This window comes from Glycomyces luteolus, from assembly GCF_027622875.1.
GTDB classification, from domain to species: domain Bacteria; phylum Actinomycetota; class Actinomycetes; order Mycobacteriales; family Micromonosporaceae; genus Glycomyces; species Glycomyces luteolus.
Map to the genome: position 1 here is coordinate 37,498 of NZ_JAPZVP010000017.1, position 22,579 is coordinate 60,076.

The window sequence follows — 22,579 nt, forward strand, 5'->3', positions numbered from 1 at the left end:
CGTCAGAATGACGAGAAAAAGGAGGCCCCCATGGCCGATGTCACCAAGCTCCTCCACCTGCGCCACCTGCGCGGCACCCCCACCGTCTGGGTCCGGTACCAGAAGCGCGGCCGCTCCTTCCGCGAAGGCACCAGCCAATCGTTCTGGTACCGCCCGCTGGTGGCCGTGCTCTCGGAAGTGCCGGTCGACGACCGCGAACTCCCTCTGATGTTCCACGCCCGCACCGCCGACTTCGCCGACGTCACCGTCCAGGCCACCGTCACCTACCGCATCGACGACCCGGCCCTCGCCGCCACCCGCCTCGACTTCTCGGTCGACCCCTACCGCGGACAGGCCCGCGCCCGGCCGCTCGACCAGGTCGCCACCCTGCTCACCGAGCTCGCGCAGCAGCCCGCGATCGACCTGCTCGCCCGGCTGCCGCTGGCCGAGGCGCTCACCAGCGCGGTCCCGCAGCTCCGCGAGGACGTCGCAGCGGCACTCGCCGCCGACGCCCGGCTAGCCGACATCGGCGTCGCCGTCGTCAGCGCCCGCGTCGTCGCGGTACGCCCCGAACCGGAGCTGGAGCGTTCACTGCAGACCCCCACTCGCGAAGCGGTGCAACGGGACGCGGACAAGGCCACCTACTCGCGGCGCGCCCAGGCCGTCGAGCAGGAGCGGGCCATCGCCGAGAACGAACTGCAGAACAAGATCGAGCTGGCCCGGCGTGAGCAGCAATTGGTCGAGCAGAAGGGAGCCAACGCCCAACGGCAGGCCGAACTGGCGGCATCCGCCGGACTCGCTGCGGCCCAAGGCGAAGCCGAACGGGAGCGCACGCTGGCGATCGCCCACGCCGACAAGGTGCGGGCCGTCGGCGCGGCCGAGGCCGAAGCGGAGGCGGCCCGCCTCGCCGCCTACCGGGACCTGCCGCCCTCGGTGCTGCAGGCGCTGGCGCTGCGTGAACTCGCGGGGCAGCTGCCGGAGATCGGCCAGATCACGATCACACCGGACCTGCTGACCGGGACGCTCGCGCGCCTCGCGGACGGGTCGCGATGAGCGCGACCCTAGCGCCGCGAGTGGTGGTGGTCAGCCGCCGCAGCGAACTGGACGAGCTGCTCGTCCGGCACGGCACCCGCGCGGCGGCGGACCACTTCCTGCGCCAGCGCGGGCGCGACCTGGACGAGGTCGCGGCCCGGCACGAGGCGCTGCAGGCGGCGCTCACCACAGTGGACGCGGCGGTCCCGGCGGATTGGCGCCGGGGCAGGGTCGACCGCGAGGACCTGCCGAGGTTCCTGTTCGGGCCCGAGGACATCGTCGTCGCGGTCGGCCAGGACGGGCTCGTGGCGAACCTCGCGAAGTACCTTGCGGGCCAGCCGGTGCTGGGTGTGGATCCGGAGCCGGGACGCAACCCGGGCGTGCTGATCCGGTTCCACGCAGGCAAGGTCGGTGCCGCGCTCCGGGCGGTGGCCGCGGAGACGGCGACGATCAGTCGGCTCACGATGGTCGCGGCGCGGCTCGACGACGGGCAGGTGCTGGCCGGGCTCAACGAGGTGTACGCGGGCCACGCCGCCCACCAGTCCGCGCGCTACCGGCTGGTCGGGGCTGACGGCCGGGCCGAGCGCCAGTCCTCGTCCGGCGTGCTGATCGGCACCGGCACCGGGGCGACCGGCTGGACCGCCTCGATCGCGGCCGACCGAAGCTGGGGCGGGAAGCTGCCGGGACCGGAGGATGCGTCGCTGTCCTGGTTCGTCAGGGAGGCGTGGCCGTCCCCGGCGACCGGCGCGACCCTGACTGCGGGGGTGCTCAACCGCGGCGAGGAACTGCGGCTGGTCTGCGAGAGCGAACGGCTGGTGGTCTTCGCCGACGGCGTCGAGTCCGACCACCTCACCGTCACCTGGGGCCAGCAGCTCACGATCGGCCTGGCGGACCGCCATCTGCATCTGGTCGTCCCCGGGTAGCGCCGGACCGCCGTGCCGCCGGAGCCCCCGGTGGCACGGCGGTACTCCGGGTGGCGGACGAGCGGCGAATGGGGAATCGTTGCGGGCATGACGAACCCGTTCCCCGCCACGGCACTCGCCGACGCGCCCCGACTCCAAGCCCGCAATTCCGCCGCGTTCTGGGCGGCGACCGGCCGCTCCCGCAAGCACGAGGTGATCCGCCGCCGTGGCTTCCTCGCCGTGCTCGGCGACGAGCGCGCGGGCCTGCGTGTGCTGCTGCAGGAACCGGACCTCGCTGATGAGGAGCTCGCCGAGATCGCCGAGCTCGCGCGGCGCCGTCGGCCCGGTCGACATGGAGGACCCGTTCAGCGCGACCGAGCTCGGGCACTTGGGCATGGGTTCCTGGCAGATGCCGGTCATGCTTCGCCAACCTGGCGCGGTGGACGCGCCTTCCGTTGCGGTGCAAAGAGTCAGCGAGGAAGCGGACCTGTACGGCGCGGAGCGGGCCGTGATCGAGAGCTTCGGACTCGACCGTTTCGAGCCGCGCAAGCCCGGTGAGCTGTTCCCGGTGTCGCTCCTCGACGAGCCCGGGGTGGCGATATTCGTCGCGCGAGTCGACGGGACGGTCGCCGGGGCGTGTGTCACCGTGACCGCCAACGGTTTCGCGAGCCACTACTGGGTCGGGACCACCGAGGCCGCCCGCTCGCGGGGCATCGGCCGCGCCGTCATGCTCGGCTCGCTCGCACCCCTCTCGCAGGTCCCGGTCACCCTCACCGCCTCGAAGCTCGGCCTGCCGCTGTACGAGAAGCTCGGGTTCGCCGAGGCGGCGTCGGCCACCTGGTGGTCCTCGAGCCGGGCCTGACCGGGCTCAACGGGCTTCGAGGGCTCGAGCGGCCTCTTCGGCCACCTGCCTGCGGAAGCCGTCCGAGCCGAGGGTCAGGACCGCTTCGAGGGCTCGGCGGTGGGCCTCCGCCAGCGCGTCGGCGGCCGAGGTCGGCACGTCGGGTTCGACGCCGGTGCCCTCCCAGTTGCCGCCGGAGATCGGGCTGACCGAGCGGGCGACGGGGAGGGCGAGTTCGAGATGGGAGTCCACTTTGATGCTGTCGCGGGGGTGCGCGCCGCCGCGCGTGCGCTCGCCGACCACGGTGGCCCGCTGGTGCTCTTGCAGGTCGAAGCTCAGGGCCTCGCCGCCTGAGAACGTCTTCGCGCTGGTCAGTACCCAGACTGGTTTGGTGCCACCGAATTTGGGGCCGGGGACGTGCGAGGTCCACAGTTGCTTGAGGTCCTCCGGGTCGCGGTGGGCCATGCCCGAGAGCTGCACGGGCTCGGTGTCGGTGAGGAAGCCGTAGGCCCAGGCGACCATGGTCGGGTCGCCGCCGAGGCATTCGCGCAGGTCGAGGATCAGGGCGTCGGTGGACGCGAGCAGGTGCATCGCGGCGGTGACGCGTTCGGCGGCGACCGAGGGCGGGAAGAAGAGCGGGGCGATCGCAAGCAGGCCGACGTTGCCGGGGAGGCGCTGCGCGTTCGCGACGCCGCCGCAGGTCAGGTCGCTCCATTCGGCCATCTGGCGAAGCTGGGTTTCCTCGTCGTCGTGGGTGTCGCTCAGTTCGGTCGGACTGTGCATGAGCCGCAGGTGGAGGTCGCCGTTGACCGATTGCAGGTCGGCGGTGACGAGATCGGCGAGACGGGCCTGGTCGGCGCCCTCGTAGCGGCCGTCGGCGGTCGCGGCGGTCAGGACCGCGGCGATCTCGGCGGCGACTTCGGGGAAGACGTAGCGCTCGAGGAGCAGTTTCGCGATCTGCGGAACGACTGCGGCAGTGGACATCGGGACCTCCAGAGGGGCGAGTGCTGGCTAGTAGTGAACCACTGATTTGACAAAGTGTCCAGTATTCTGGACACTTGATTCATGGACGACTCCGATCCCGTGGAGATGACGCTCTCGACCGCGCAGCAGCACCGCGCGCTCGCCCACCCCGTGCGGCACCGACTGCTGTTCATGCTCGGGCGGCGGACCGCGACCTTGAGCGAGCTCGCGGCCGAGCTCGGCATCAGCAAGGGCAGCGCGGCCCATCACCTGAAGGTCCTGCGCGAGGCCGGGCTCATCCGGATCGACAGCACGCGGACGGTCAGGGGCGGCACCGAGCAGCGCTTCAAGCGCACCGCCGAGCGGATCCGCTTCGACCACGGCGAGACCACGAAAGCGGTGCTCGCGGCGGTCGCCGATGAGGTCGTGAACGATGTCGACCCGCTGCTGACGCTCCGCAGCGTCCGCTTGAGCGAATCCCAGGTGCAGCGCCTGCGCCGGACGTTGGAGGAGCTGGTCCACGAGCTTCCCGACGAGGACGGCGAATCGCGGTACGGCGTGCTGGTCGGCCTCTACCGGCCCCGGACGGGCGACCGCGTCAGCTGACCTCGTCCTGGCCTCGCACGCGGCCGGACTCGTGCGCCCACATCGCGGCCTCGACCCGGTTGCGGACGCCGAGCTTGGCGAGGACGCCCGCGATATGGGTCTTGACCGTCCCGAGCGAGAGGAAGAGCCGCGCGCCGATCTCGGTGTTCGTCAACCCGGAGGCCAGGAGCGCCAGCACCTCCTCCTCGCGTGCGGTGAGCGGCGAGGACGGCTGCCGGACCCGCCGGGTCGGGCGCGAGAACTCGCCGAGGAGGCGCAGCGTCACCTGCGGTGCGATGAGCGCGTCCCCATTGGCGGCCGCGCGGACGGCCTCGCCGATCAGGTGCGGGCCCGCCTCCTTCAGCAGGAAGCCCTTGGCGCCGGCGCGGAGTGCACCGTGCACGTACTCGTCGAGGTCGAACGTAGTGATGACCACGACCGCGATCGGGTCGGCGATCCGGTCGCCCGCGAGCAGCGCGGTCACCTCGATCCCGTTGAGACCCGGCATCCTGATGTCCACAAGGGCCACATCGGGCCGGACCCGCTGCGCGAGGCGGACCGCCTCCACGCCGTCGGCGGCCTCGCCGACGACCTCGATGCCCGGTTGCGAGTCGAGCAGCAGGCGCAGTCCAGTGCGCACCGGCTCCTGGTCGTCGGCCACGATCACCCGGATCATCGCTTGTCTCCCAACGGCAGTGAGGCGCGCAGCGTCCAGCCGCCGCCTGACTCCGGCCCAGCGCTCACGTCGCCGCCGAGCAGCGCCGCTCGCTCGGCCATGCCCTGCAGGCCGTGGCCGCCGTTCGAGCCCGGACGCGAGGGCGCGCCGTCGTCGCGCACGGCGATCCTCGCGGCGTCCGGTTCCACGGTGACCGCGACCTCGATGCGGGAGGCGTCGCGGGCGTGGCGGCGCGCGTTCGTGACGCCTTCCTGGGCGATCCGGAACAGGGTGGAGGCGACGACGACCGGCAGCTCCTCGGGCGCCTTGATCTGGACGGTGACCTTGGGCGGCCCCGGATCGGCGAGGCGTGCGAGCTCGGGCAGGCCCGCGGTCGGCGCGTAGTCGGCGGGCGCGCGAAGCGTCCGCACCAGCGAACGCATCTCCCCCAGCACCGCCTGCGCCTCGCGCTCGATCACGTCGAGCGACTCGGCCACCCGCTCCGCGTCCGCGCTCGCCACCTGCGCGCGGATCACGATCGCCGAGACATGGTGCGCCACAGTGTCATGCAGATCGCGGGCCAAGGCCTCGCGCTCGCGCGCCCGCACCGAGTCGAGCAACCGCGCCCGCGCCTCCAGACGCTCGCGACGCAGCGCCCCGATCAGGCAGGCCCCGCCCATGAACGCGACCCCGGCGGCGATGTCCGCGATCGGATCCGAGCCGAGCGAACTCGAGCACACCAGCCCGACCGCGATGACGGCGCCGCCGACGAGCCGGTCCCGCCCTGAGCCCCAACGGAACAGGGCGTACGGCACGGTGAGGAACACGAACGTGGCGATCAGCGCGTTCGGCTCGATCCCGGCCGCGGAGTGCGCGAGCGCGAACGCCGCCGTCGAGCCGGTCAGGACGACCGCGCTCAAGAGCGGCCTCGTCCGCCGCCACAGCAGCACCGGCAGGATCGCGATCGTGGCGAGCACCGTCGCCGCCCGCCATTCGAGGTCGGGTCGCACCGCGCCTTCGAGGACGCCGATCGCGGCGATCGCGCCCGCGAGCACCGCGTCCCGCGTCCGCGGGCCGTCGGCGCCCGCGACGCGGGGCCTCGACCACGCGCCGCGCATCGTCCGCCGAAAGGCGCTCACGTCGATCACGCGATCATCGTCGCAGGCCGGCGCGAGGCCGCGCGTCTGCGGGCGATGATCAACTCGGCGACGAGGGCGTTGATGATCCAGCCCGCGTCCATTTGGAGCAGCCGCGCGAGCTCGGTCGGCTCGCCGAAGAGGAGCAGCGGCGGACCCGAGGTGAGGACCTGCGTGCCCGCGCCCATCGCCAGCGCGTAGGCGCGGATCATCCAGGACCCGTGGGCGAAGTAGTCGTGGCGCCGCACGGCGGCCACGCCGAGGAGGATGCAGGCGAGCATGGCCGCACCGATGACGTACCGGGAGACGGCGACGGCGCGGTCGTCGACGGCGGGCGTGTCGTAGAACGCGGTCATCCACAGCCCGGTTCCGGCGACGACGAGCCCGGCGGGCACCAGGAGGTAGCGGCCCGCGAAGCGGTGCCAGCCCGTGTGGCCGCGCCGCAGGCGCGGCAGGAACTGGAAGGCGCCCACGGTGGAGTAGAGGAGCGCGCCGGCGATGTGCAGCGCCACCGGCAGGGGCATCTGCATGAAGCGGGCGTTGGCGGCCGTTTCCGGTGCGCCTGAGGCGATCTCGCCGATGCGGAAGGCTCCGGCGATGGAGGGCACGAGGGCGAGCAGCAGGAGTCCGGCGGCGATCGGCCACTCGCGGCGCGGGCGTCGGGTCTGGAGGTGCAGTTGAGGAGTGTCCATGACTCAATGCTGTGCGCGGCGGGGTCCGCGCCGCTTCAGCCATGTGGCCGAATGCGATCGGGAGGCGTGTCAGCATTTGCGCTCTTGGTCCTAAATGAGCGCACAAACTGTCGGTGGGCCCGTGCGTTCTCTTCGTGATGTGATACCCGACACGGCGATCTCGGACGGGTTTGTGCGCGCTCCCACGACGGAACGCTCCGGAGCTGCGACAACGGCGGCGCCGCGGCGCGAACCATCCGGTTGGACCAGTGGGACCCCAGTGGCGAATGTTCAACAAGGGATCAAACGATTTCTATGTGAATGGATCCATTTTCCACTGTCCTCGACAAGTGGATTAGAGCCGTTATGATTCTCCACAGGCCGCCTCACAAGGGACCCGGCACCCCTCGAAGCACCCTGAACGAAATGAGTCCCCATGAGGATAGGGACGGTCAAACGATCGCTGGTGGCCACCACCCGGGATCCGAGACTCGGCTCGTCGAGCATTCTGGAAGTCGAAATCGACGGCACTCGCATTGCGGCATTGGACAACCTCAGCACGCATGTCGGACAAGAAGTCCTCATCCTGACCGGATGTGCGGCACAAACCCTTGCAAGCGACATGGACAGGGTCGCCGATGCAGTGATCGTGGCGATCGTCGACAGCGGAACCAAACCTCTGGAATGAACGTACAAGCAGGTCATAAGGCCATGGTTGTGGCCACCTCATTTGGATTCACCTCGATCTTCACGATCGTCGACCTACTCGCGAAGCATCTTGGAATGGTCGGCGCCACCATCACCTCGGAAAGAGGCGGCGGGCGCGTCATCGCCATCTGGCACTGCTCCGCGGATATCGCCTCGGAAGCGCGGCTCTGCCGTGCCCGCATAGCGAACGAGATCAATCATCCGTTTGAACTTGAAATCTTCCTCAATGCCACCGGCCGCGAATCGGAAACGTTCGGCGACTGAACAGAAAGGGAACTCTCAATGAACACCGCACTGGGACTACTCGAGACCAAAGGACTGATTCCGGCGATAGCGGGAGCGGATGCAATGGTGAAAGCCGCGACCGTCGAGGTCGCTTCAGTGGAGAAGATCGGGTCCGCGTTCGTCACCGTCCTCATTCGCGGCGACGTCGCCGCCGTCAAGGCCGCCATCGAATCCGGCGTCGAGGCCGCGAGCCGCCACGGCGAGGTCATCAGTACCAACGTCATCCCCCGGCCCCACGACGAGGTCGTGCGCGCCTTCGGCCTCGCCGGCGAATAGAGGACCGCACCGATGACCGCCCCGCGCTACTGGTACAACATCGCCGCCGACCATCCCGAGCTCGCCGAGGACTACCTCGATCCCGCCACCGGCCGGGCGCTGAAGGCCGAGGACCTCGCCGACGTCTTCCCGCCCGAACTCGCCGAGCAGGAATTCGACCACGACCGCACGTGGATTCCGATCCCCGAGCCGGTCCGCGAGGCCTACTCGCGGTGGCGCCCCTCGCCGCTGCGGCGGGCCAGGGGGCTCGAGCGGGCCCTCGGCACCAAGTGCCGCCTGTACTACAAGTACGAGGGCGGGTCCCCGATCGGCAGCCACAAGGCGAACTCCGGTGTCGCCCAAGCCCACTACGCCAAGCGAGCTGGGGCGCGGCGGGTCGTGGCCGAGACCGGGGCGGGCCAGTGGGGCACCGCGATCAGCATGGGCTCGGCGTTCCAGGAGCTCGACTGCGAAGTCTTCATGGTGCGCAACAGCTTCGACTCGAAGCCCGGCAGGCGCCTGTACATGGAGACCTTCGGCTCCACCGTCCACGCCAGCCCGAGCCCACTGACGTCCGTGGGCAAGGAGGCGCTGCGCGCCGACCCCGACTCCCCCGGCAGCCTCGGCCTCGCCATCGCCGAGGCGGTGGAGAGCGCCAAAGAGGACCGCCGCACCTTCTACAGCCTCGGGTCGGCGTTCAACTTCGTGTGCATGCACCAGACCGTGATCGGGCTCGAACTCGCCGGGCAGCTGGCCGAAGCCGATGTGGAGCCGGACCTGCTCATCTCCTGCATCGGTGGCGGCAGCAGCTTCGCGGGGCTGGTCTTCCCGTTCTTCGGCATGGGCGCCAAGGGACGCAAGCAGCCGAAATTCCTCGCCGTCGAGTCCAACGCGGTGCCCACCGTCACCGCGGGCGAGTTCGCTTACGACCACGGCGATTCGGCCAAGCTCACGCCGCTGGTGCGCATGTACACCCTCGGCCACCGCTTCTCGCCTCCCGGCATCCACGCCGGGGGCCTGCGCTACCACGGGCTCTCCCCGCAGGTCTCGAAGTTCATCCACGACGGGCACGGCTCGGCCGTCGCCATCCCGCAGATCGAGGTGTTCGAGGCCGCCCTCAAGTTCACCAGGAGCGAGGGCATCATCCCCGCTCCCGAAGCGGCGCACTCGGTCGCGGCGGCGATTCGCACCGCCACCGAACACCGCGGCGAGGAGCTGGACATCGTCTTCCTCCTCACCGGCCACGGCCACTTCGACATGACCGCGTACGGGACGTACATCGGCGGCGGCATGGAGGAGTCGGCGACGCCGACCGAGACGATCTCGGCGTCGCTTCGCGAGTCCATCGGGGGCATCGACAGGCCTGAGCCGCAGCAGGTGTCGAAACCCGTCGCCTCCGGGAAGGGCAGCGACTCCTTCCAGGAGTGGTGGCGGCGGCACTTCGACGGCGCCGCAACGCCGGCAACGGCCGAAGCGAAACCCGCGCCCGCCGCGCCGAAAGGCGCCGCCGACCTGAGCGGGCACGCGGTCGTCACCACGCGGACGCTCGGCGACCTCGCGGCCGACGCCACCGAGGTGCGCCTGGCCGCGGGCGCGGTGGTCACGCCGCTGGCGCAGGACGAACTGTCGCGCAGGTCCATCAGGATCGTCCGGAACTCATGATGCCGGAGCACACAGCATGAAGGCTGAGGAGATCGAGGACCTGCGCTCCGCGCTTGAGTTCCTCACCGTGAACGGCGAGGCCCCGACGGTGGTCGAGGAGCCGCTGTCACCGGTCCACGAGATCGCCGCCCACCACGCGGCGGCCGGCGGCGGCGTGCCCTCGCAGCACAACCTCGCCGACGCCCGCCCGACCATCTACTCGAATCCGGTCGGCTTCGACGTCCCGGTCGTCATGGGCGTCCACGGGAGGCGCGCCGACTGCGCGGCCATGATCGGGATGGCACCCGAGCGGATCGCGCTCGACCTTGCGGCGCATGTCAACGCGGACCACCCGCCGGCCAGGGTCCAGGGGCCGCCGCCGTGCCAGGAGGTCGTCCTCGACGGCCCCGACCTGGACGTGCGCCGCGTCATCCCGGCACTGACGCACACGCCGCAGGACGCCGGGCCGTACATCACGATGGGCCTGATGTACGCCGTCGACGAGGAGACCGGCGAGCAGGACGTCACCATCCACCGGCTCTGCCTGCAAGGACCGAACACGCTGAGCGCGTACTTCGTGCCCGGCAGGCACATCGACCGGCTCCGCCGCCGCGCCGTCGAGCGCGGCGGACGCCTGCCGATCACCATCAGCATCGGGCTCGACCCGGCGATCTACCTGGTCGCGGCCTTCACCTACCCGACGACCCCGTTCGGCTTCAACGAACTCAACGTCGCCGGGTCGATCCGCGGCCGCGGCGTCCCGGTCTGCGAGGCGGCCACTGTGCCGGGCCTGGCGATCGCGAACGCCGAGATCGTCATCGAGGGCTACCTCTCGGACACGATGATGCGCGAGCACCCCACGGACGATGAGGGCGGCTCGCTCCCCGAGTTCCTGGGCTACCAGGGATCGGCGCAGTCCGCACTGCCACGAGTGGAGGTCACGGCGGTCACGCACCGGCGCAACCCGCTGTACCAGTGCCTGCTCGGCCCCGGCAGCGAGCAGTCGAACATCCTGGCCCTGCCGACCGAGGCGAGCCTCTACCAGTCGCTCACGGCCGGGGTGACCGGATCGCTGGTCAACTGCCACTGCCCGCACCACGGCGGCGGAAAGCTCTCGGCCGTCCTCCAGTTCGACAAGACCGGCCCGGTCGACGACGCGACCGCCCGGCAGGCCGGGCTCGCCGCGTTCGCGGCCTTCCACGAGCTCAAGCACGTCTACCTGGTCGACCGGGACGTGGACCTGTTCAGCGAGCAGGACGTGCTGTGGGCGATGACGACCCGGTTCCAGGCCGACACGTCGCTGATCTCCGTGCCGTTCCTCAACGGGCACCCGCTCGACCCGTCCCAGAACCCGCAGTTCAACCCGGCCAACCGGCACGTCGGCACCACCACCAAGGCGGTGTTCGACTGCACCGCGCCGTTCGAGATGCGCCGGCGGTTCCGCCGCGCCGACTTCCTGGGAGGTGGGGCGTCATGACCCGTCCACCGGCGGCCGTGGCGACCTTCGGCCAGCTCGCCGACCTCCAGGCCAAGATGGGCCACGGCATCGCCCGCTTCTGCGAGCACATCGTGGCCGTCATCGACGCCGCGCACGCGGGCAAGCGCGCAGACCAGGTAGTGCCCTACATCGGACGGCCGATTCCCGTGGTCGCCGGCCTGGACGAGGCCTGCGCTCTCGGCGCGGAAGAAGTCGTCCTGGGCGGCTCGCCCCCCGGCGGCGGGTCGACCGCGGCCGTGTTCCCGTTCGTGCGGGACGTGCTCGACCGCGGCATGTGGCTCGTCAGCGGCCTGCACGAGCGCCTCGCCGACCGGTTCCCGAGCGCCGAACGGCTCATCGACCTCCGCCATCTGCCCGTTGAAGACCGGATCGGGTCGGGCAAGGCGGCCGAACTCGAGGCCTCCGTGCTGCTCACGGTCGGATCCGACTGCGCCTCAGGCAAGATGACCACCGTCCTCGAAATCGAGCGGATGCTCCGCGGCCGCCGCCGCACAGCGGTCGTGGCCACCGGCCAGACCGGCATGTACATCACCGGATCTGGCCGGGCGGTCGACGCGGTCAAGGCCGACTTCCTCGCGGGAGTGGTCGAGCACGAGGTCATGAAGGCCGCCGAGGCCGACCTGATCCTCGTCGAAGGCCAGGGCTCGCTGTTCCACCCCGCGTACTCGGGGGTCGCCCTCGGTCTGATGCACGGCGCCGCACCCGACAAGCTCGTGTTCTGCCACGACCTGAGCCGCACCCGCCTCGCCTACTTCGGGCAGGCCATCGGCGACCTGGGCGAGCAGATCGCGCTGACGCAGGCGCTGGCCGCGCGCCTGCGACCGGCCGAGGTCGTCGCCGTGAGCGTCATGTTCGACGCCGACCTCCGCATCGACGAGGCCCGTCGGCACATGGCCAGGATCGAATCCGATCTCGGCCTGCCCGTGGTCAGCCCGCGGCTGGGACTCGAGCCGCTCGCCGATCGGCTGGTGGCCCGATGAAGCTGACCTGCGAGAGCGAAGACCGCGGCCTGCTGTTCCCGCTCGCCGTGTCGCACACCGTGGTCCGGGAGGTGCGCGTGCACCGCTTCGTCTACACGGGAGCCGGGACGCGCGGCTGGTCCGAGGTCGCCACCGGCCCTTGGGCGCCCGTCTCGGCGAACGCGATGCGCGAAGCCGCCGACCAGATCGCTGAAGCGGTGGAGGACCGGAACGTCGCCGACGCCGACGACCTCGCGGACTTCCTCGCCCCCTACTACGGGAAACTGCCGACGGCGGCCACGCTCGGCGTCGAGATGGCGGTCCTGGACGCGCTCGCCACGGCCGCGAACGAGCCGCTGTGGTCATACCTCGGCCTGCCGCGACCGGACGGCGCCCCGCTGTTCACCACTGTGGACCTGCTCGACACCGACAGGCCTTGGACGCACACGCCGGGCCGCTACAAGGTCAAGCTCGGCGGACCCGACGACGCCGCGATCATCGCTTCGTGCCGCGGCACCGGCAGCCGGTTCCTCTTCGACGTCAACAGCGGCTGGGACCTCGCCGAGTACGATGCGCTCGCCCCGGCGCTGCGCGAATGCGATCCGATCGGCGTCGAAGACCCGGTCCGGTCCCTGGAGGCGATCGTTCCCCGCCGCGCGCAGTGGCGGCGCGACCGGATCTTCCTCGACGAGTCGGTGCGCGACACCGACGCCGTCCGCCGCCACGGCGACGCGGCCGCCGGGATCAACTTCAAACTGCTCAAGTTCGGCGGCCTCCTGCCCGTCCTCGACGGCATCCGGATCGCGCGGGCCGCCGGAGCCGAGATCGGCATCGGCTGCTTCATCGAACCCGAGCGGTCCATCGCCTACGCGGGAGCCCTCACCGGCCTCGCCGACCACGTCGACCTCGACGGCGACCGCTGGCTCACCGGGGCCGAGCGGTCCCGCCTCCGGCTCGACGACGGACCCGGCATCGGGAGGACGGCATGAGCACCGAGCGATATGTCGTGGCGATCACCGGCGCGTCCGGATCGGAGTACGCCCTGCGGCTCATCGAGATCCTCGTCGAGGCCGGCCACGAGGCCTACGTGGTGATCTCCGCGGGCGGCCTCGTGACATTGCGGCACGAAGTCGAACCCGAACGCCTGCACCAGGTGCTGGCGCTGGCGACGGAGGTCTTCGACGACGCCGACATCGGCGCGTCGATCGCCTCCGGCTCGTTCGTGTTCGACGGCCTCGCCGTGGTGCCGTGCTCCATGAACTCGCTGGCCCGCCTCAACGCCCACATGGCCGACACGCTGATCACCCGCGCGGCGATGGTCGCCATGAAAGAGCGGCGGCGCATGGTCGTCGTCCCCCGCGAGATGCCCATGGCCACCGGGACGCTCGAGCAGATGGCGCGGCTCTCCGGGCTCGGCGTCATCATCGCCCCCGCGTCACCCGGCTTCTACCACCGACCTCAGTCGATGGAGGAACTCGTCGAATTCGTGGCCGCCAAGACCGCCGCCTGCCTCGGCGTGCGCTCGTGGCGGCTCAAAGCATGGAAGGCGAATCAACTGTGCGACACCTGAGTTCGAAAACACCTGCCAGGAAAGGAGTCCCGTCGTGAAGGAACTGCGTCTGCGGCGATTGCGGCACCCCGAGACGGGACGCGTCGTCATCTGCCCGATGGACCACGGTGTCACCTTGGGCCCCATCAAAGGCCTGACCGACCTGGAGCTGGCCGTCGAGCGCGTGAAGCGCCACGTCGACGCCATCGTCGTCCACAAGGGCCAGATCCCGGTCGTGTCCCGCCAACTGGGCGACCACCCCGAGGTCGCGGTGCTGGTGCACCTCAACGCCTCCGTGCAGGGGGCCTCGAGCCACCCGGCGAAGGTTCTGGTCGCCGAAGTCGAAGAGGCCGCCGGGCTCGGCGCCGACGGCGTCTCGGTGCAGCTCAACCTCGGCTGCGAAGGCGACGCGGACATGCTGGCCACGGTCGGTCGGGTCACCCGCGAGGCCCGGCTGCTCGGACTGCCGGTGCTCGCCATGACCTACCCGCAGCCGCCCGGCATGAGCGGCGAGGCCACCGACGACATCGTCCACGTGGCCCGCGCCGCCGCCGAGCTGGGCGCGGACCTGGTGAAGGTGTCGATGCCCCTCGTTCCCGAAGAGGTCGAGCGCATCGTCGCCGGAGCGGGCGTCCCCGTGGTCGTCTCGGGCGGGCCGTACAACGACGACCGCCAGGCCGTCCTCGACGGCGTCCGCCTCGCGATGGAGGCCGGAGCCAGCGGTGTCGCCTTGGGCCGCAACGTGTTCCAGGACGCCGACCCGCAGCGCTCGGCCAAGGAGCTGTACGCGGCGGTACACGGCCAGTCCCGCGTGCGGTCCTTCGAAGACCTGGACGCCTACCCGATCCCCGACCTCCCCCGCAACCCGTTCTGAGCCGACCGAGAGGACCACCATGACCGCCCCGACCACTGAGAACCCCGTCGCCCGCGACACCCGCCCCGGCAAGCGCGGCGACCAGCAGGCCTGGCTCTGGGTCGACGCCTCGACCCCGGTCGCCGTCGTCGACCGCGCCTGCCAGTCCGGATACGAACGCTTCATGGCCACTGTGGACGGCCTCGATGTGCTGGCCTCCTACCAGTTGCCGCAACGGGCTTTGATCAGCCCCGTCATCGAGCAGGCGGAGGACGCCGCCGCCATCCTGGAGCACCCGGTGATCGAAGGCAGGCTCGACTGCCTGGTCGGCACCTCCCCCGAGGCGCTGCCGTCCAGCGGCTACGACGGCCCCGTCGGGCTGCTCGAACACGTCGACGACCACGACTCGCTGATGCGGGTCGTCGAGCACCTCGGCCGCGTCGACCTCGTCGCGATCGTCTTCAAGGACCCCACCAACATCCCGCTCGAACTGGTGCTCGCCGAGGCCCAGCACACCAGCACCCGGGTCGCGAAAATCGTCCAGAGCGGCACCGACGGCGAGGTCAGCTTCATGACGATGGAGTCCGGGGCCGACATCATCGTGCTGCGCTCCACCGACATCGTCGAGGTCACCAGGCTGGCCGACATCGCGAGCGAGAGCACCCGCCAGCAGCTCGCGCTCCGCCCCGCCACGGTCACCGCCGTCACCCACGTGCCGATGGGGACCCGGGTCTGCGTCGACACCACCTCCGCACTGGGCGTCGACGAGGGCATGCTCATCGGCTCGACCTCCACCGGCGGGCTCATGACCTGCAGCGAGACCCACTTCCTGCCGTACATGAACCTGCGGCCCTTCAGGGTCAACGCGGGGGCGCTGCACCTGTACGTCTGGGGCCCGAACGACCGGGCCGTCTATCTCAGCGACCTGCGCGCCGGCTCCGAGGTCCTGGCGGTCAACGCCGAAGGCCGCGCCCGGCCGGTCACGGTGGGGCGGGTCAAGATCGAACGGCGGCCGCTGCTGCTGATCGAAGCCGAGATCGACGGGCGCGAGGTCAACACCTTCATCCAGGACGACTGGCACGTCCGAATGATGGGCGCCGACGGCGAGATCCGGCCCTCCGCCGAGATCAAGCTCGGCGACCGGCTGCTCGGCTACCTCGACCGCCCCGGACGGCACGTCGGGATCCGCATCGACGAGACCATCGACGAGCGATGAGCCCCAGTGAACCGGTCTTCGAGCCGGCCACTGAGGACGACGTCGACGACCTGCTGAAACTGCAGTACCTCTGCTACCAGGGCGAAGCCGAGCGCTACGACGAGTGGCGGCTGCCCGCGCTCGTTGAGCCCCGCGACACGCTGCTCTCGGTGCTCAAGCGCGAAACGGTGATCGCCTGCCGGCTCGACGGCGAGCTCATCGCGAGCGTCCGCGCCGAGACCGACAGCCTGAGATTCCACATCGGACGGCTGATCGTGCACCCGCGCTTCCGGCGGGCCGGCATCGGGCGGCGCCTCCTGCGCGGCATCGAGGCCGCCGCCCCGCCGGGAGCCGAGCTCGAGTTCTACACCGGCCACCGCAGCGTGGAGTACCTGGCGCTGCTGGAGAGCGAGGGGTACCGCGAGACGCGCCGCGAACCGGTCTCGACCCGGCTCACCCTCGTGTACCTCACCAAACAGACAGAACGAAAGGACGGATCCCCATGAGACTCCTGGTGCTGTCGGGCGACGAAGTCCACAAGCATCTGACCGCGCGCGACTGCCGCGACCTGATGCGCGAGGCGCTCCTGGCCCTGGCGGGCGGCGAGGTGTTCCTGCCGCTGCGCACCGTCGTCCGGCCCCCGGGCCTGGCCGGGCTGCTCGCCCTCATGTCGACGCATGTGGACGGTGAACGGCCGAGCTTCGGCATGAAGTCGGTGTGCGTCTTCCACGGCAACCCCGAGCGCGGCAAGGACGCCCACCAGGGCGTCGTGACCCTGTTCGACCACGAGACCGGCGAACCGCTCGCGATCATGAACGCCGCCGCGATCACCGAGGTCCGCACCGCGGCCGTCTCGGCGCTCGCCACCGAGGCCCTCGCCCGGCGGGACGCGAACGTGCTCACCATCTTCGGCACCGGGACCCAGGCCAAGGCCCACTTGCGGGCGCTCGCCGACGTGCGGCCGTTCACCGAAGTGCGCGTCGTCAGCCGCGACCCCGCCAACGCCAGGGCCTTCGCCGAGACCGAGACCTCGGGCGTCGCTGTGCCGATCACCGCCTTCAGCGATCCCGAGGAGGCGGTGGCGGGCGCCGACGTGATCGTCACCGCCACCACCTCGCACGACCCGGTCCTGTTCCGCGACTGGGTCGCCCCCGGTGCGCACGTCAACGCGGTCGGATCCTCCATTCCGGTTGCGGCCGAACTCGACCCGCACCTCATCGCGGCCGCGTCGCTCTGGTGCGACCGCAAGGAGTCGCTGGTGAACGAGTCCGGCGACTACCTGCGCGCGGTCGAGGCGGGCGTGGTGACCGAACCGGACGTGCGCGGCGAACTCGGCGAGATCCTCGCCGGGACCATCGCGGCGCGCACGTCCGATGCGGAGATCACGGTGTTCAAATCCCTCGGCCTCGCCGTCGAGGACGTGGTGGCCGCCCGGCACCTCTACGAGGTCGCCGTGCGCGCCGGCCTCGGCCAATGGGTCGAGTTCTGAGGAGCGACGCGAACATGATGCAACTCCTCGTATACGGCGGCGTGTTCATCCTCGGCGCCGCCTCGCCCGGACCGGACTTCCTCATCGTCACCAAGCACGCGATGACCGGCCGCCGCCCCGGCCTCGCCGCGGCGGCCGGCATCGCGGGCGGCGTCGGCGTGCACGCGGCGGTCGCGCTGGCCGGACTCGGCGCGGTCCTCCTCGCCTCGCCCGGCCTGTACGCCGCGGTGCGCCTCATCGCCGCCGGGTACCTGGTCTACCTCGGCGCGACGGCACTGTGGGCGATCAGGCCCCGCCGCCCCGGCGACACGGCGGAAGCGAGCGAACCTTCGGAGGACGAAGCGCCGCTCACCGGAGCGGGCCAGGCGACGACGGTGCGGACGAAGTCCTGGACCGCGTTCCGCCAAGGGCTGCTGACGAACGTCCTCAACGCGAAGGTCGTCGCGTTCCTCATCACCCTCATGCCCGGGTTCCTGCCCACCCGGCCCGACCTGCTCGACATGACCGCGATCTGGGTCGTGTCGGTGGCCGTCACGTTGGTGTGGTTCGGCTTGCTCGCGCTCGCCGTCGCGCACTTCTCGGCGTTCCTGCAGCGGCCTCGGGTCAATTTCGCGCTCACCCTCATCGTCGGCTGCGCGCTGCTGGCCATCGGCGGCTACATGGCCGTCTCAACCCTGGCGGGACTATGACCGAATACCACGATCCCCAACTGGCGCAGCAGATCCGGGCGCTGGACCCGCTCCGCGCCGACGAGCTGCTCGCCGACCTCCCCAAGCTGAACCGGGCCGGCGACCGCGCCGCCCTCGCGATGACCCTGACGCTCCTCGTCGACAACGGCCTCGCGCAACCGGCGCGCTCCCTTCCCGAGGCGAACGCGGCGATGCGGGACCTCGGCATGGTGCTCAGCTCGGTACGGCGCCACGGCGACGAACCGGTCGAGGCGGTGCCCCGCCTGGAGGCGCTGCTGCTCGACCTCGCCGACCGCACGGGCCTCGTCCCGCGCGACATGATCCTGCACTACACGGTGTGGAACCCGACCGGAGACCGCGAGCGGACCTTCACCGGCGATCCGATGGAGCGGGCGCTGATCGAATCGGTGCGCCTGGTCGGCGACGACCTCGAGGCCGCCATCCGCCGCTGCGACCGGATCCTGGCCGCGCCGTCCCTCGAAGCGGTGCCGCCGCTCCTGCTCGACGAGCTGGCCGCCGACCTCCAGTGCATGGTGGACTCGATGGACATGGTCATCGACGAGGTGCGGCCGGAGTTCTTCTTCACCGACATCCGCCCCTACCTCGATCCCGTTCTCGTGGAAGGGAAGTCCTACTACGGCGCTGCCGCCGCGCAGATGCCGATCTGGCTGATCGACCAGGCCCTGTGGGCCGCCGACGACGGCCACGCCGAGTACCGGGATTTCGCCGCGTCCATGCTCCCGTACGCCCTCCCCCACTGGGTCGGCCACTACCGGGACTGGACCGCGAAGCCGTCCATCAGCGGCCGCATCCGCACCGCCCTCGCCCCGTACGGCACCGACGACCCGCCGCCGCACCTCGAGCGCATCGCCAAGGCGCACACCGGGGTCCTCCGGACGCTGCTCACGTTCCGGGGCCGCCACATGGGCATCACCAAGCGCGCCTATGCGGGAGCGCCGAACATGAGCGGCAGCGGCGGCGGCAGCGTCGCCCTCCTCCAGGAGATCATCGAGCTGACCCGGGCCCACGCCCGCCTGACCGCCCCGACCAGGGCGAGCGCACCTTCCTGAGGAGCCGCGGCCGCCGGTCCGGCTCATCCCCTCGGTTTCGGGATGAGGTCCGACCTGCCCTGCCACGACCCGTGTTCGGACAGCGGCCGGAAACGCAGGGTGGTGAACTCGTGGTGGAAGTCCCGCCGGTCGCGTTCCGCCATGGCCGCGCTGTGGCGCGCGGCGGCATCGCCTTCGCCGCGGCCGAAGACCATGCCCGTCATCGCGCGGGAGCTGGTCCAGACCGAGAACGTCGAGACCGTCCGGACCGGCCGCATCGCCGCGAGCGCCAGCGTCGTCTCGGGGTGGTCCCGGACCTGGCGTTCGACGGGCCTGCCCCAGTGGATGAAACGCGGCAGTTCCGGCAGCCGCACCCGGGCCAGGGTCACCGCGACCACGGGCTCACCGGGATCCGTGCGCCCGGCTTCGGCGGGCAGGTGCGCGAGCTCGCGGACGCTGCCCCAACGGCGCAGGAACTCAAGCCGCACATGCCATCCGGCGCCGAGCGCTCGACCGAGCGGCTGCTCGGCGAGAAACGCGTCGAGGGCCGCCTCGTCCTCCCACTCGGCGAACACGGCGAGCTGCCGCAGCTGCATCCGGCGCGGGGACGCCACGGGCGCGCCCAGCTCCATCCCGGCGAGGACTTCGACGTGCCGGAGCCCTTGCGCCGCAGGCGGACGCAGCATCGCACCGACGGATCGGCGCACCGGCGCCGGCGCGAGATGGAAGGAGTGAACGCTCATGATGGCGATTCAACCCTACGATGCGCCCGAAGCGGGCGGCCCGTCCGAGTGAACCCGCAGTCTCAAGCCGATGCGCGCCAGAGCATTTTTGATCGAATCGTGCGGTGGATCGGGTCGATGCGGGCGAAATCGGCCTTCTCGATGCGCTCCACGATGTCGAGCGTGTTCGATGCGAGGCCTTGACGGTCGAGGGAGATCGAGGTGAGCGGCGGGTCCACCGCTTCGCCGAGGGCCAGCCCGTCGACGCCGACGATGCGGACCTGCCCGGGGACGTCGACGCCGATCGCGTGCGCGCTCTGGACCGCCCCGAGTGCCATCAGGTCGTTGAACATGAGCACCGCGTCGGTCTCGGGGTGCAGCCGCAGCAGCTCGGCGAAGGCGCTGCCGCCGCCGGAGATGGTCTCCTCGCCGACGACGACACCGGTCAGCTGATCGCCGACGGCGCGCTCGAACCACTCGCGTCTGGGCGAGGGCTCGTACGCGCCGCGGTCGCGCTCCGAATAGTTCGAGTCGACCATGCCGAAGCGGCTCGCTCCGCGCCCGCGGAGCGCCTCGACCGCCTCGATGATCCCGGACTCGATGTCGACCTCGACCGAATGCAATCCCGGCAGATCGCTCCACGATTCGAGGCAGACGATAGGCAGGCCTCGCGCCGCTTCGAGCAACTCGGGACCGGCGAGGCTGAAGTGGCCGACCACGACATCCACCTGAGTCGACAAGAGCGCCAAGGCCTCGCGTTCCCCGCCCTCTGCAGCGGCCATCATCAGCTGCCAACCGCGTTCCACCGCCTCCGAGAGCATGTCGGCGGCGATGTCGGTGAAGTACGGGTTGCGGAACGAGGCCACCAGGAGGCCCAGCGCGTGCGTCTTGTCCCTGGTCACGAGATTGCGCGCGAAACGGCTCGGGCGGTACCCGAGCCGATCGGCGGCTTCGAGGACCTTACGGCGCGTCCCGTCGCTGATGTCCGCCATGTCGTTCATCGCCCGTGTCACCGTCTGCCGGGAAACCCCGGCCTCGGCTGCGACATCGAGGATCGTCACCCGTTTGGCCACGTCGCCGTCCTTCCATTGGTCCTCGTCCATGCTATTGACCTCCGGATGCGCTCGTCCGACCCGCATCGCGTGAGCACGGCAGGGCCGCGATCTTCGGCGAAGATCGCGGCCGCTGAGACTGCCCGAGGCGGCACGGCCGGGCCCGGTCGCCTTGGGCCCGGACGTGATCGGATCAGGTCGTGATGCGGAAGGTCGCGTCGGCGCGTCCGGTGGCCGTGCTGACCGACTCGAGCTTCAGCAGGTAGTCGTAGTGCCTGATGTAGCGGTCGGGGTGGCTGTGCGACCGGAACGAGCGCCACGAGCCGTCGGCGAGGCCCGCCACCGAGTGGAAGGTCGCGTCGGCGGCGAACGTCGAGGAGCCGTTGTTCGGGTCCAGCCGGAAGTCGTAGTTGTAGTGGCGCAGGTAGTAACCGGGCTTGTTCGCCGCCTCGAACGAGACCCCGGCCGCATCGGCCAGGCCGGGCACCAGCCGGAACTGCGCGTCCGCCGCAGGGCTGATCGTGTTGTCCAAGCGGACGTCGTATTGGATGTGGCGCACGTACCGGTCCTGGTAGTTGTAGGACTGGAGCCGGTTGAGCGTGGTCGGCTTCCGTTCCTGCACGTAGGCGAGCGTGCCGAGACCGAGCGAGTCGAAGCCGCCGGAGGCGGTGCCGTAGTCGCCTCCTCCGCCCTCGGGCCGGACCTTGGAGAGCATCTCCAACACGTTCGGCATCGCGCGGCCGAGCCGCCCGTAGTAGTGGGAGTACACCAGCTCCCACACCGGTCGGATCTGGCCGCGCCCGCCCTCGGAGATCACGGTCTGCTCGTTGTAGGTGCAGTTGTGGCCGTTGTACCAGACGAACTTGGTGAAGGGCACGCTGTGCCCGTTGTTGTAGCGGGCCACGTACTCGGCGGCCTTGGCGAAGGCGCTGTCGCGGGCGGAGTAGAGGTCGATGCCCTGGCTCCAGGCCATCTCCATGAACTCGGCCATCAATCCGATGCCCATCATCGTGTGGGCCTGGTCGCGGCCCGACTCCTGCCACTGGGCGAGGTCGCCGTGGATGAAGGGGATCACGTGCTCGATCGAGCCCTGGCCCTTGCCGTTCCAGAAGTACTCGATCGCCTGGTCGACCTTGGCCTTGTCGTCGTTGAAGATGCCGATCGAGAGGATCGATGCCATGTTGCACAGGTCCCAGTTGGCCCAGTAGTGGCCGTCGCAGGTGCCGTGGCGGCGGACGAGGAAGTCGTTGTTCAGCGTGTAGAACACGTTGGCGAGCATCGTCCGGAAGCGGGCCCGGTCGAAGCCGGGTGCGTCGCGGACCAGCTCGGCGGCGTTGGCCGCCTGGTAGCCGTAGATCCCGGCGGCGAGGGAGGTCTCGGTCCAGCCGCCGATCTCCTTGAGGGTCCCCGACCAGGCGTTGAGGATTCGCACGGCGCAGTCGCGGTGAGCGGTGTCGCCGCTGATCCTCCAGCGCAGCCCGTTCTGGTAGGCCGCGTGCATGTCGTTCATGAGCAGCCAGTAGTTCTCGGGGTCGGTGCCGTTGTTGCCGCGGATGATTCGCTCGACCGGCCGCGGGTTCCAGGTGGAGAAGGAGTGCGAGTTGTTGATCAGCCGGTTCCAACCCGAGATCCACGGCTCCCGGTTGCCCTGGACGGCGCTCCGCATCCGGTCGATGTCGTCGTTCTGGATCAGCATCCCCGGGTGGGAATAGGCCTGGGCCTGGGCGATCCCGAGGGCGCCGGCTCCGGCGGCGGCGATGCCTCCGGCGACGATCGCTCCTCTGAGGAGGTTCCGCCGCCCGATGCTCGGGCTGCGGCGGGTTCCGCTCTGCTGTTGTTCGGACATGGTGCTCCCTTGCGCCATGCGGTGA

Annotated in this window: 25 protein-coding genes; 18 read left to right on the forward strand and 7 right to left on the reverse strand. The window is 70.5% G+C overall.

Features of this window, described 5'->3' with window-relative positions; translation table 11 throughout:
• The first annotated feature begins 30 nt into the window (after positions 1 to 30).
• The 3 genes from O1R50_RS19630 (at position 31) to O1R50_RS19640 (ending at position 2,775) form a co-directional block, all read left to right on the forward strand.
• Entirely contained in the window at positions 31 to 1,032 is a 1,002-nt protein-coding gene (locus tag O1R50_RS19630) for an SPFH domain-containing protein (RefSeq protein WP_270111880.1), read from the forward strand.
• Positions 1,029 to 1,934: a diacylglycerol kinase catalytic domain-containing protein gene (locus O1R50_RS19635; protein ID WP_270111881.1), complete on the forward strand. Its 906-nt coding sequence runs from the start codon at positions 1,029 to 1,031 to the stop codon at positions 1,932 to 1,934. The genes O1R50_RS19630 and O1R50_RS19635 overlap by 4 nt, the downstream gene beginning before the upstream one ends.
• Positions 1,935 to 2,211: 277 nt before the next feature.
• Positions 2,212 to 2,775: a GNAT family N-acetyltransferase gene (locus O1R50_RS19640; protein WP_270111882.1), complete on the forward strand. Its 564-nt coding sequence runs from the start codon at positions 2,212 to 2,214 to the stop codon at positions 2,773 to 2,775.
• 6 nt (positions 2,776 to 2,781) lie between these two features.
• Here the strand turns inward: O1R50_RS19640 and O1R50_RS19645 are convergent, their stop codons facing one another.
• Entirely contained in the window at positions 2,782 to 3,738 is a 957-nt protein-coding gene (locus O1R50_RS19645; protein WP_270111883.1) for a S41 family peptidase, read from the reverse strand.
• An 81-nt stretch (positions 3,739 to 3,819) separates the two neighbouring features.
• Between O1R50_RS19645 and O1R50_RS19650 the strand changes: the two genes are divergently transcribed.
• Positions 3,820 to 4,323 (forward strand): ArsR/SmtB family transcription factor, encoded by a 504-nt coding sequence (locus O1R50_RS19650; RefSeq protein WP_270111884.1) that lies wholly within the window; start codon positions 3,820 to 3,822, stop codon positions 4,321 to 4,323.
• Here O1R50_RS19650 and O1R50_RS19655 read toward each other — a convergent pair.
• Genes O1R50_RS19655 through O1R50_RS19665 form a run of 3 tightly spaced genes read right to left on the reverse strand, consistent with a single transcriptional unit; the run spans position 4,316 to position 6,785 of the window.
• On the reverse strand, positions 4,316 to 4,978 hold the full coding sequence (locus tag O1R50_RS19655; protein WP_270111885.1) for a response regulator: 663 nt from the start codon (positions 4,976 to 4,978) through the stop codon (positions 4,316 to 4,318). The genes O1R50_RS19650 and O1R50_RS19655 overlap by 8 nt on opposite strands.
• The gene (locus O1R50_RS19660) at positions 4,975 to 6,105 is read right to left on the reverse strand and encodes a sensor histidine kinase (RefSeq protein ID WP_270111886.1); all 1,131 of its coding nucleotides are present in this window, start codon (positions 6,103 to 6,105) and stop codon (positions 4,975 to 4,977) included. Before O1R50_RS19660 ends, O1R50_RS19655 begins: the two co-directional genes overlap by 4 nt.
• Positions 6,102 to 6,785: a DUF2306 domain-containing protein gene (locus tag O1R50_RS19665; protein WP_270111887.1), complete on the reverse strand. Its 684-nt coding sequence runs from the start codon at positions 6,783 to 6,785 to the stop codon at positions 6,102 to 6,104. The genes O1R50_RS19660 and O1R50_RS19665 overlap by 4 nt, the downstream gene beginning before the upstream one ends.
• A gap of 415 nt (positions 6,786 to 7,200) precedes the next feature.
• On the opposite strand from O1R50_RS19665, the gene O1R50_RS19670 reads away from it, so the two are divergent.
• From O1R50_RS19670 to O1R50_RS19735, 14 genes are read left to right on the forward strand one after another with little or no spacing between them, the layout of a single operon-like run.
• Positions 7,201 to 7,452: a EutN/CcmL family microcompartment protein gene (locus O1R50_RS19670; RefSeq protein WP_270111888.1), complete on the forward strand. Its 252-nt coding sequence runs from the start codon at positions 7,201 to 7,203 to the stop codon at positions 7,450 to 7,452.
• Entirely contained in the window at positions 7,449 to 7,736 is a 288-nt protein-coding gene (locus tag O1R50_RS19675) for a hypothetical protein (RefSeq protein WP_270111889.1), read from the forward strand. The genes O1R50_RS19670 and O1R50_RS19675 overlap by 4 nt, the downstream gene beginning before the upstream one ends.
• 18 nt (positions 7,737 to 7,754) lie before the next feature.
• Positions 7,755 to 8,033 carry a BMC domain-containing protein gene (locus O1R50_RS19680; protein ID WP_270111890.1) on the forward strand — a complete coding sequence of 93 codons (279 nt, stop codon included), beginning with the start codon at positions 7,755 to 7,757 and terminating at the stop codon, positions 8,031 to 8,033.
• Positions 8,034 to 8,045: 12 nt separating this feature from the next.
• Entirely contained in the window at positions 8,046 to 9,674 is a 1,629-nt protein-coding gene (locus O1R50_RS19685) for a TrpB-like pyridoxal phosphate-dependent enzyme (protein ID WP_270111891.1), read from the forward strand.
• A gap of 16 nt (positions 9,675 to 9,690) precedes the next feature.
• Positions 9,691 to 11,130: a UbiD family decarboxylase gene (locus tag O1R50_RS19690; protein ID WP_270111892.1), complete on the forward strand. Its 1,440-nt coding sequence runs from the start codon at positions 9,691 to 9,693 to the stop codon at positions 11,128 to 11,130.
• Complete coding sequence (locus O1R50_RS19695; protein WP_270111893.1) at positions 11,127 to 12,131, forward strand: DUF1611 domain-containing protein; 1,005 nt, start codon at positions 11,127 to 11,129, stop codon at positions 12,129 to 12,131. The genes O1R50_RS19690 and O1R50_RS19695 overlap by 4 nt, the downstream gene beginning before the upstream one ends.
• The gene (locus O1R50_RS19700) at positions 12,128 to 13,099 is read left to right on the forward strand and encodes an enolase C-terminal domain-like protein (RefSeq protein ID WP_270111894.1); all 972 of its coding nucleotides are present in this window, start codon (positions 12,128 to 12,130) and stop codon (positions 13,097 to 13,099) included. Before O1R50_RS19695 ends, O1R50_RS19700 begins: the two co-directional genes overlap by 4 nt.
• A complete protein-coding gene (locus tag O1R50_RS19705; protein WP_270111895.1) occupies positions 13,096 to 13,680 on the forward strand; it encodes a UbiX family flavin prenyltransferase in 585 nt (194 codons plus the stop codon). Before O1R50_RS19700 ends, O1R50_RS19705 begins: the two co-directional genes overlap by 4 nt.
• A gap of 34 nt (positions 13,681 to 13,714) precedes the next feature.
• A complete protein-coding gene (locus O1R50_RS19710; RefSeq protein ID WP_270111896.1) occupies positions 13,715 to 14,533 on the forward strand; it encodes a class I fructose-bisphosphate aldolase in 819 nt (272 codons plus the stop codon).
• A 19-nt stretch (positions 14,534 to 14,552) separates the two neighbouring features.
• On the forward strand, positions 14,553 to 15,728 hold the full coding sequence (locus O1R50_RS19715; RefSeq protein WP_270111897.1) for a 3-dehydroquinate synthase II: 1,176 nt from the start codon (positions 14,553 to 14,555) through the stop codon (positions 15,726 to 15,728).
• Positions 15,725 to 16,213, forward strand: coding sequence for a GNAT family N-acetyltransferase (locus tag O1R50_RS19720; protein WP_270111898.1), 489 nt, complete (start codon positions 15,725 to 15,727; stop codon positions 16,211 to 16,213). The genes O1R50_RS19715 and O1R50_RS19720 overlap by 4 nt, the downstream gene beginning before the upstream one ends.
• Positions 16,210 to 17,196: an ornithine cyclodeaminase family protein gene (locus O1R50_RS19725; protein WP_270111899.1), complete on the forward strand. Its 987-nt coding sequence runs from the start codon at positions 16,210 to 16,212 to the stop codon at positions 17,194 to 17,196. The genes O1R50_RS19720 and O1R50_RS19725 overlap by 4 nt, the downstream gene beginning before the upstream one ends.
• A 14-nt stretch (positions 17,197 to 17,210) precedes the next feature.
• A complete protein-coding gene (locus O1R50_RS19730; protein ID WP_270111900.1) occupies positions 17,211 to 17,885 on the forward strand; it encodes a LysE family translocator in 675 nt (224 codons plus the stop codon).
• On the forward strand, positions 17,882 to 18,955 hold the full coding sequence (locus O1R50_RS19735) for a monodechloroaminopyrrolnitrin synthase PrnB family protein (RefSeq protein ID WP_270111901.1): 1,074 nt from the start codon (positions 17,882 to 17,884) through the stop codon (positions 18,953 to 18,955). The genes O1R50_RS19730 and O1R50_RS19735 overlap by 4 nt, the downstream gene beginning before the upstream one ends.
• Positions 18,956 to 18,978: 23 nt before the next feature.
• Here the strand turns inward: O1R50_RS19735 and O1R50_RS19740 are convergent, their stop codons facing one another.
• From O1R50_RS19740 to O1R50_RS19750, 3 genes are all read right to left on the reverse strand, one after another.
• On the reverse strand, positions 18,979 to 19,677 hold the full coding sequence (locus tag O1R50_RS19740; RefSeq protein WP_270111902.1) for a hypothetical protein: 699 nt from the start codon (positions 19,675 to 19,677) through the stop codon (positions 18,979 to 18,981).
• 62 nt (positions 19,678 to 19,739) lie between these two features.
• Positions 19,740 to 20,759 (reverse strand): LacI family DNA-binding transcriptional regulator, encoded by a 1,020-nt coding sequence (locus tag O1R50_RS19745; RefSeq protein ID WP_270111903.1) that lies wholly within the window; start codon positions 20,757 to 20,759, stop codon positions 19,740 to 19,742.
• A 142-nt stretch (positions 20,760 to 20,901) separates the two neighbouring features.
• The gene (locus O1R50_RS19750; RefSeq protein WP_270111904.1) at positions 20,902 to 22,554 is read right to left on the reverse strand and encodes an AbfB domain-containing protein; all 1,653 of its coding nucleotides are present in this window, start codon (positions 22,552 to 22,554) and stop codon (positions 20,902 to 20,904) included.
• Positions 22,555 to 22,579: the final 25 nt, after the last annotated feature.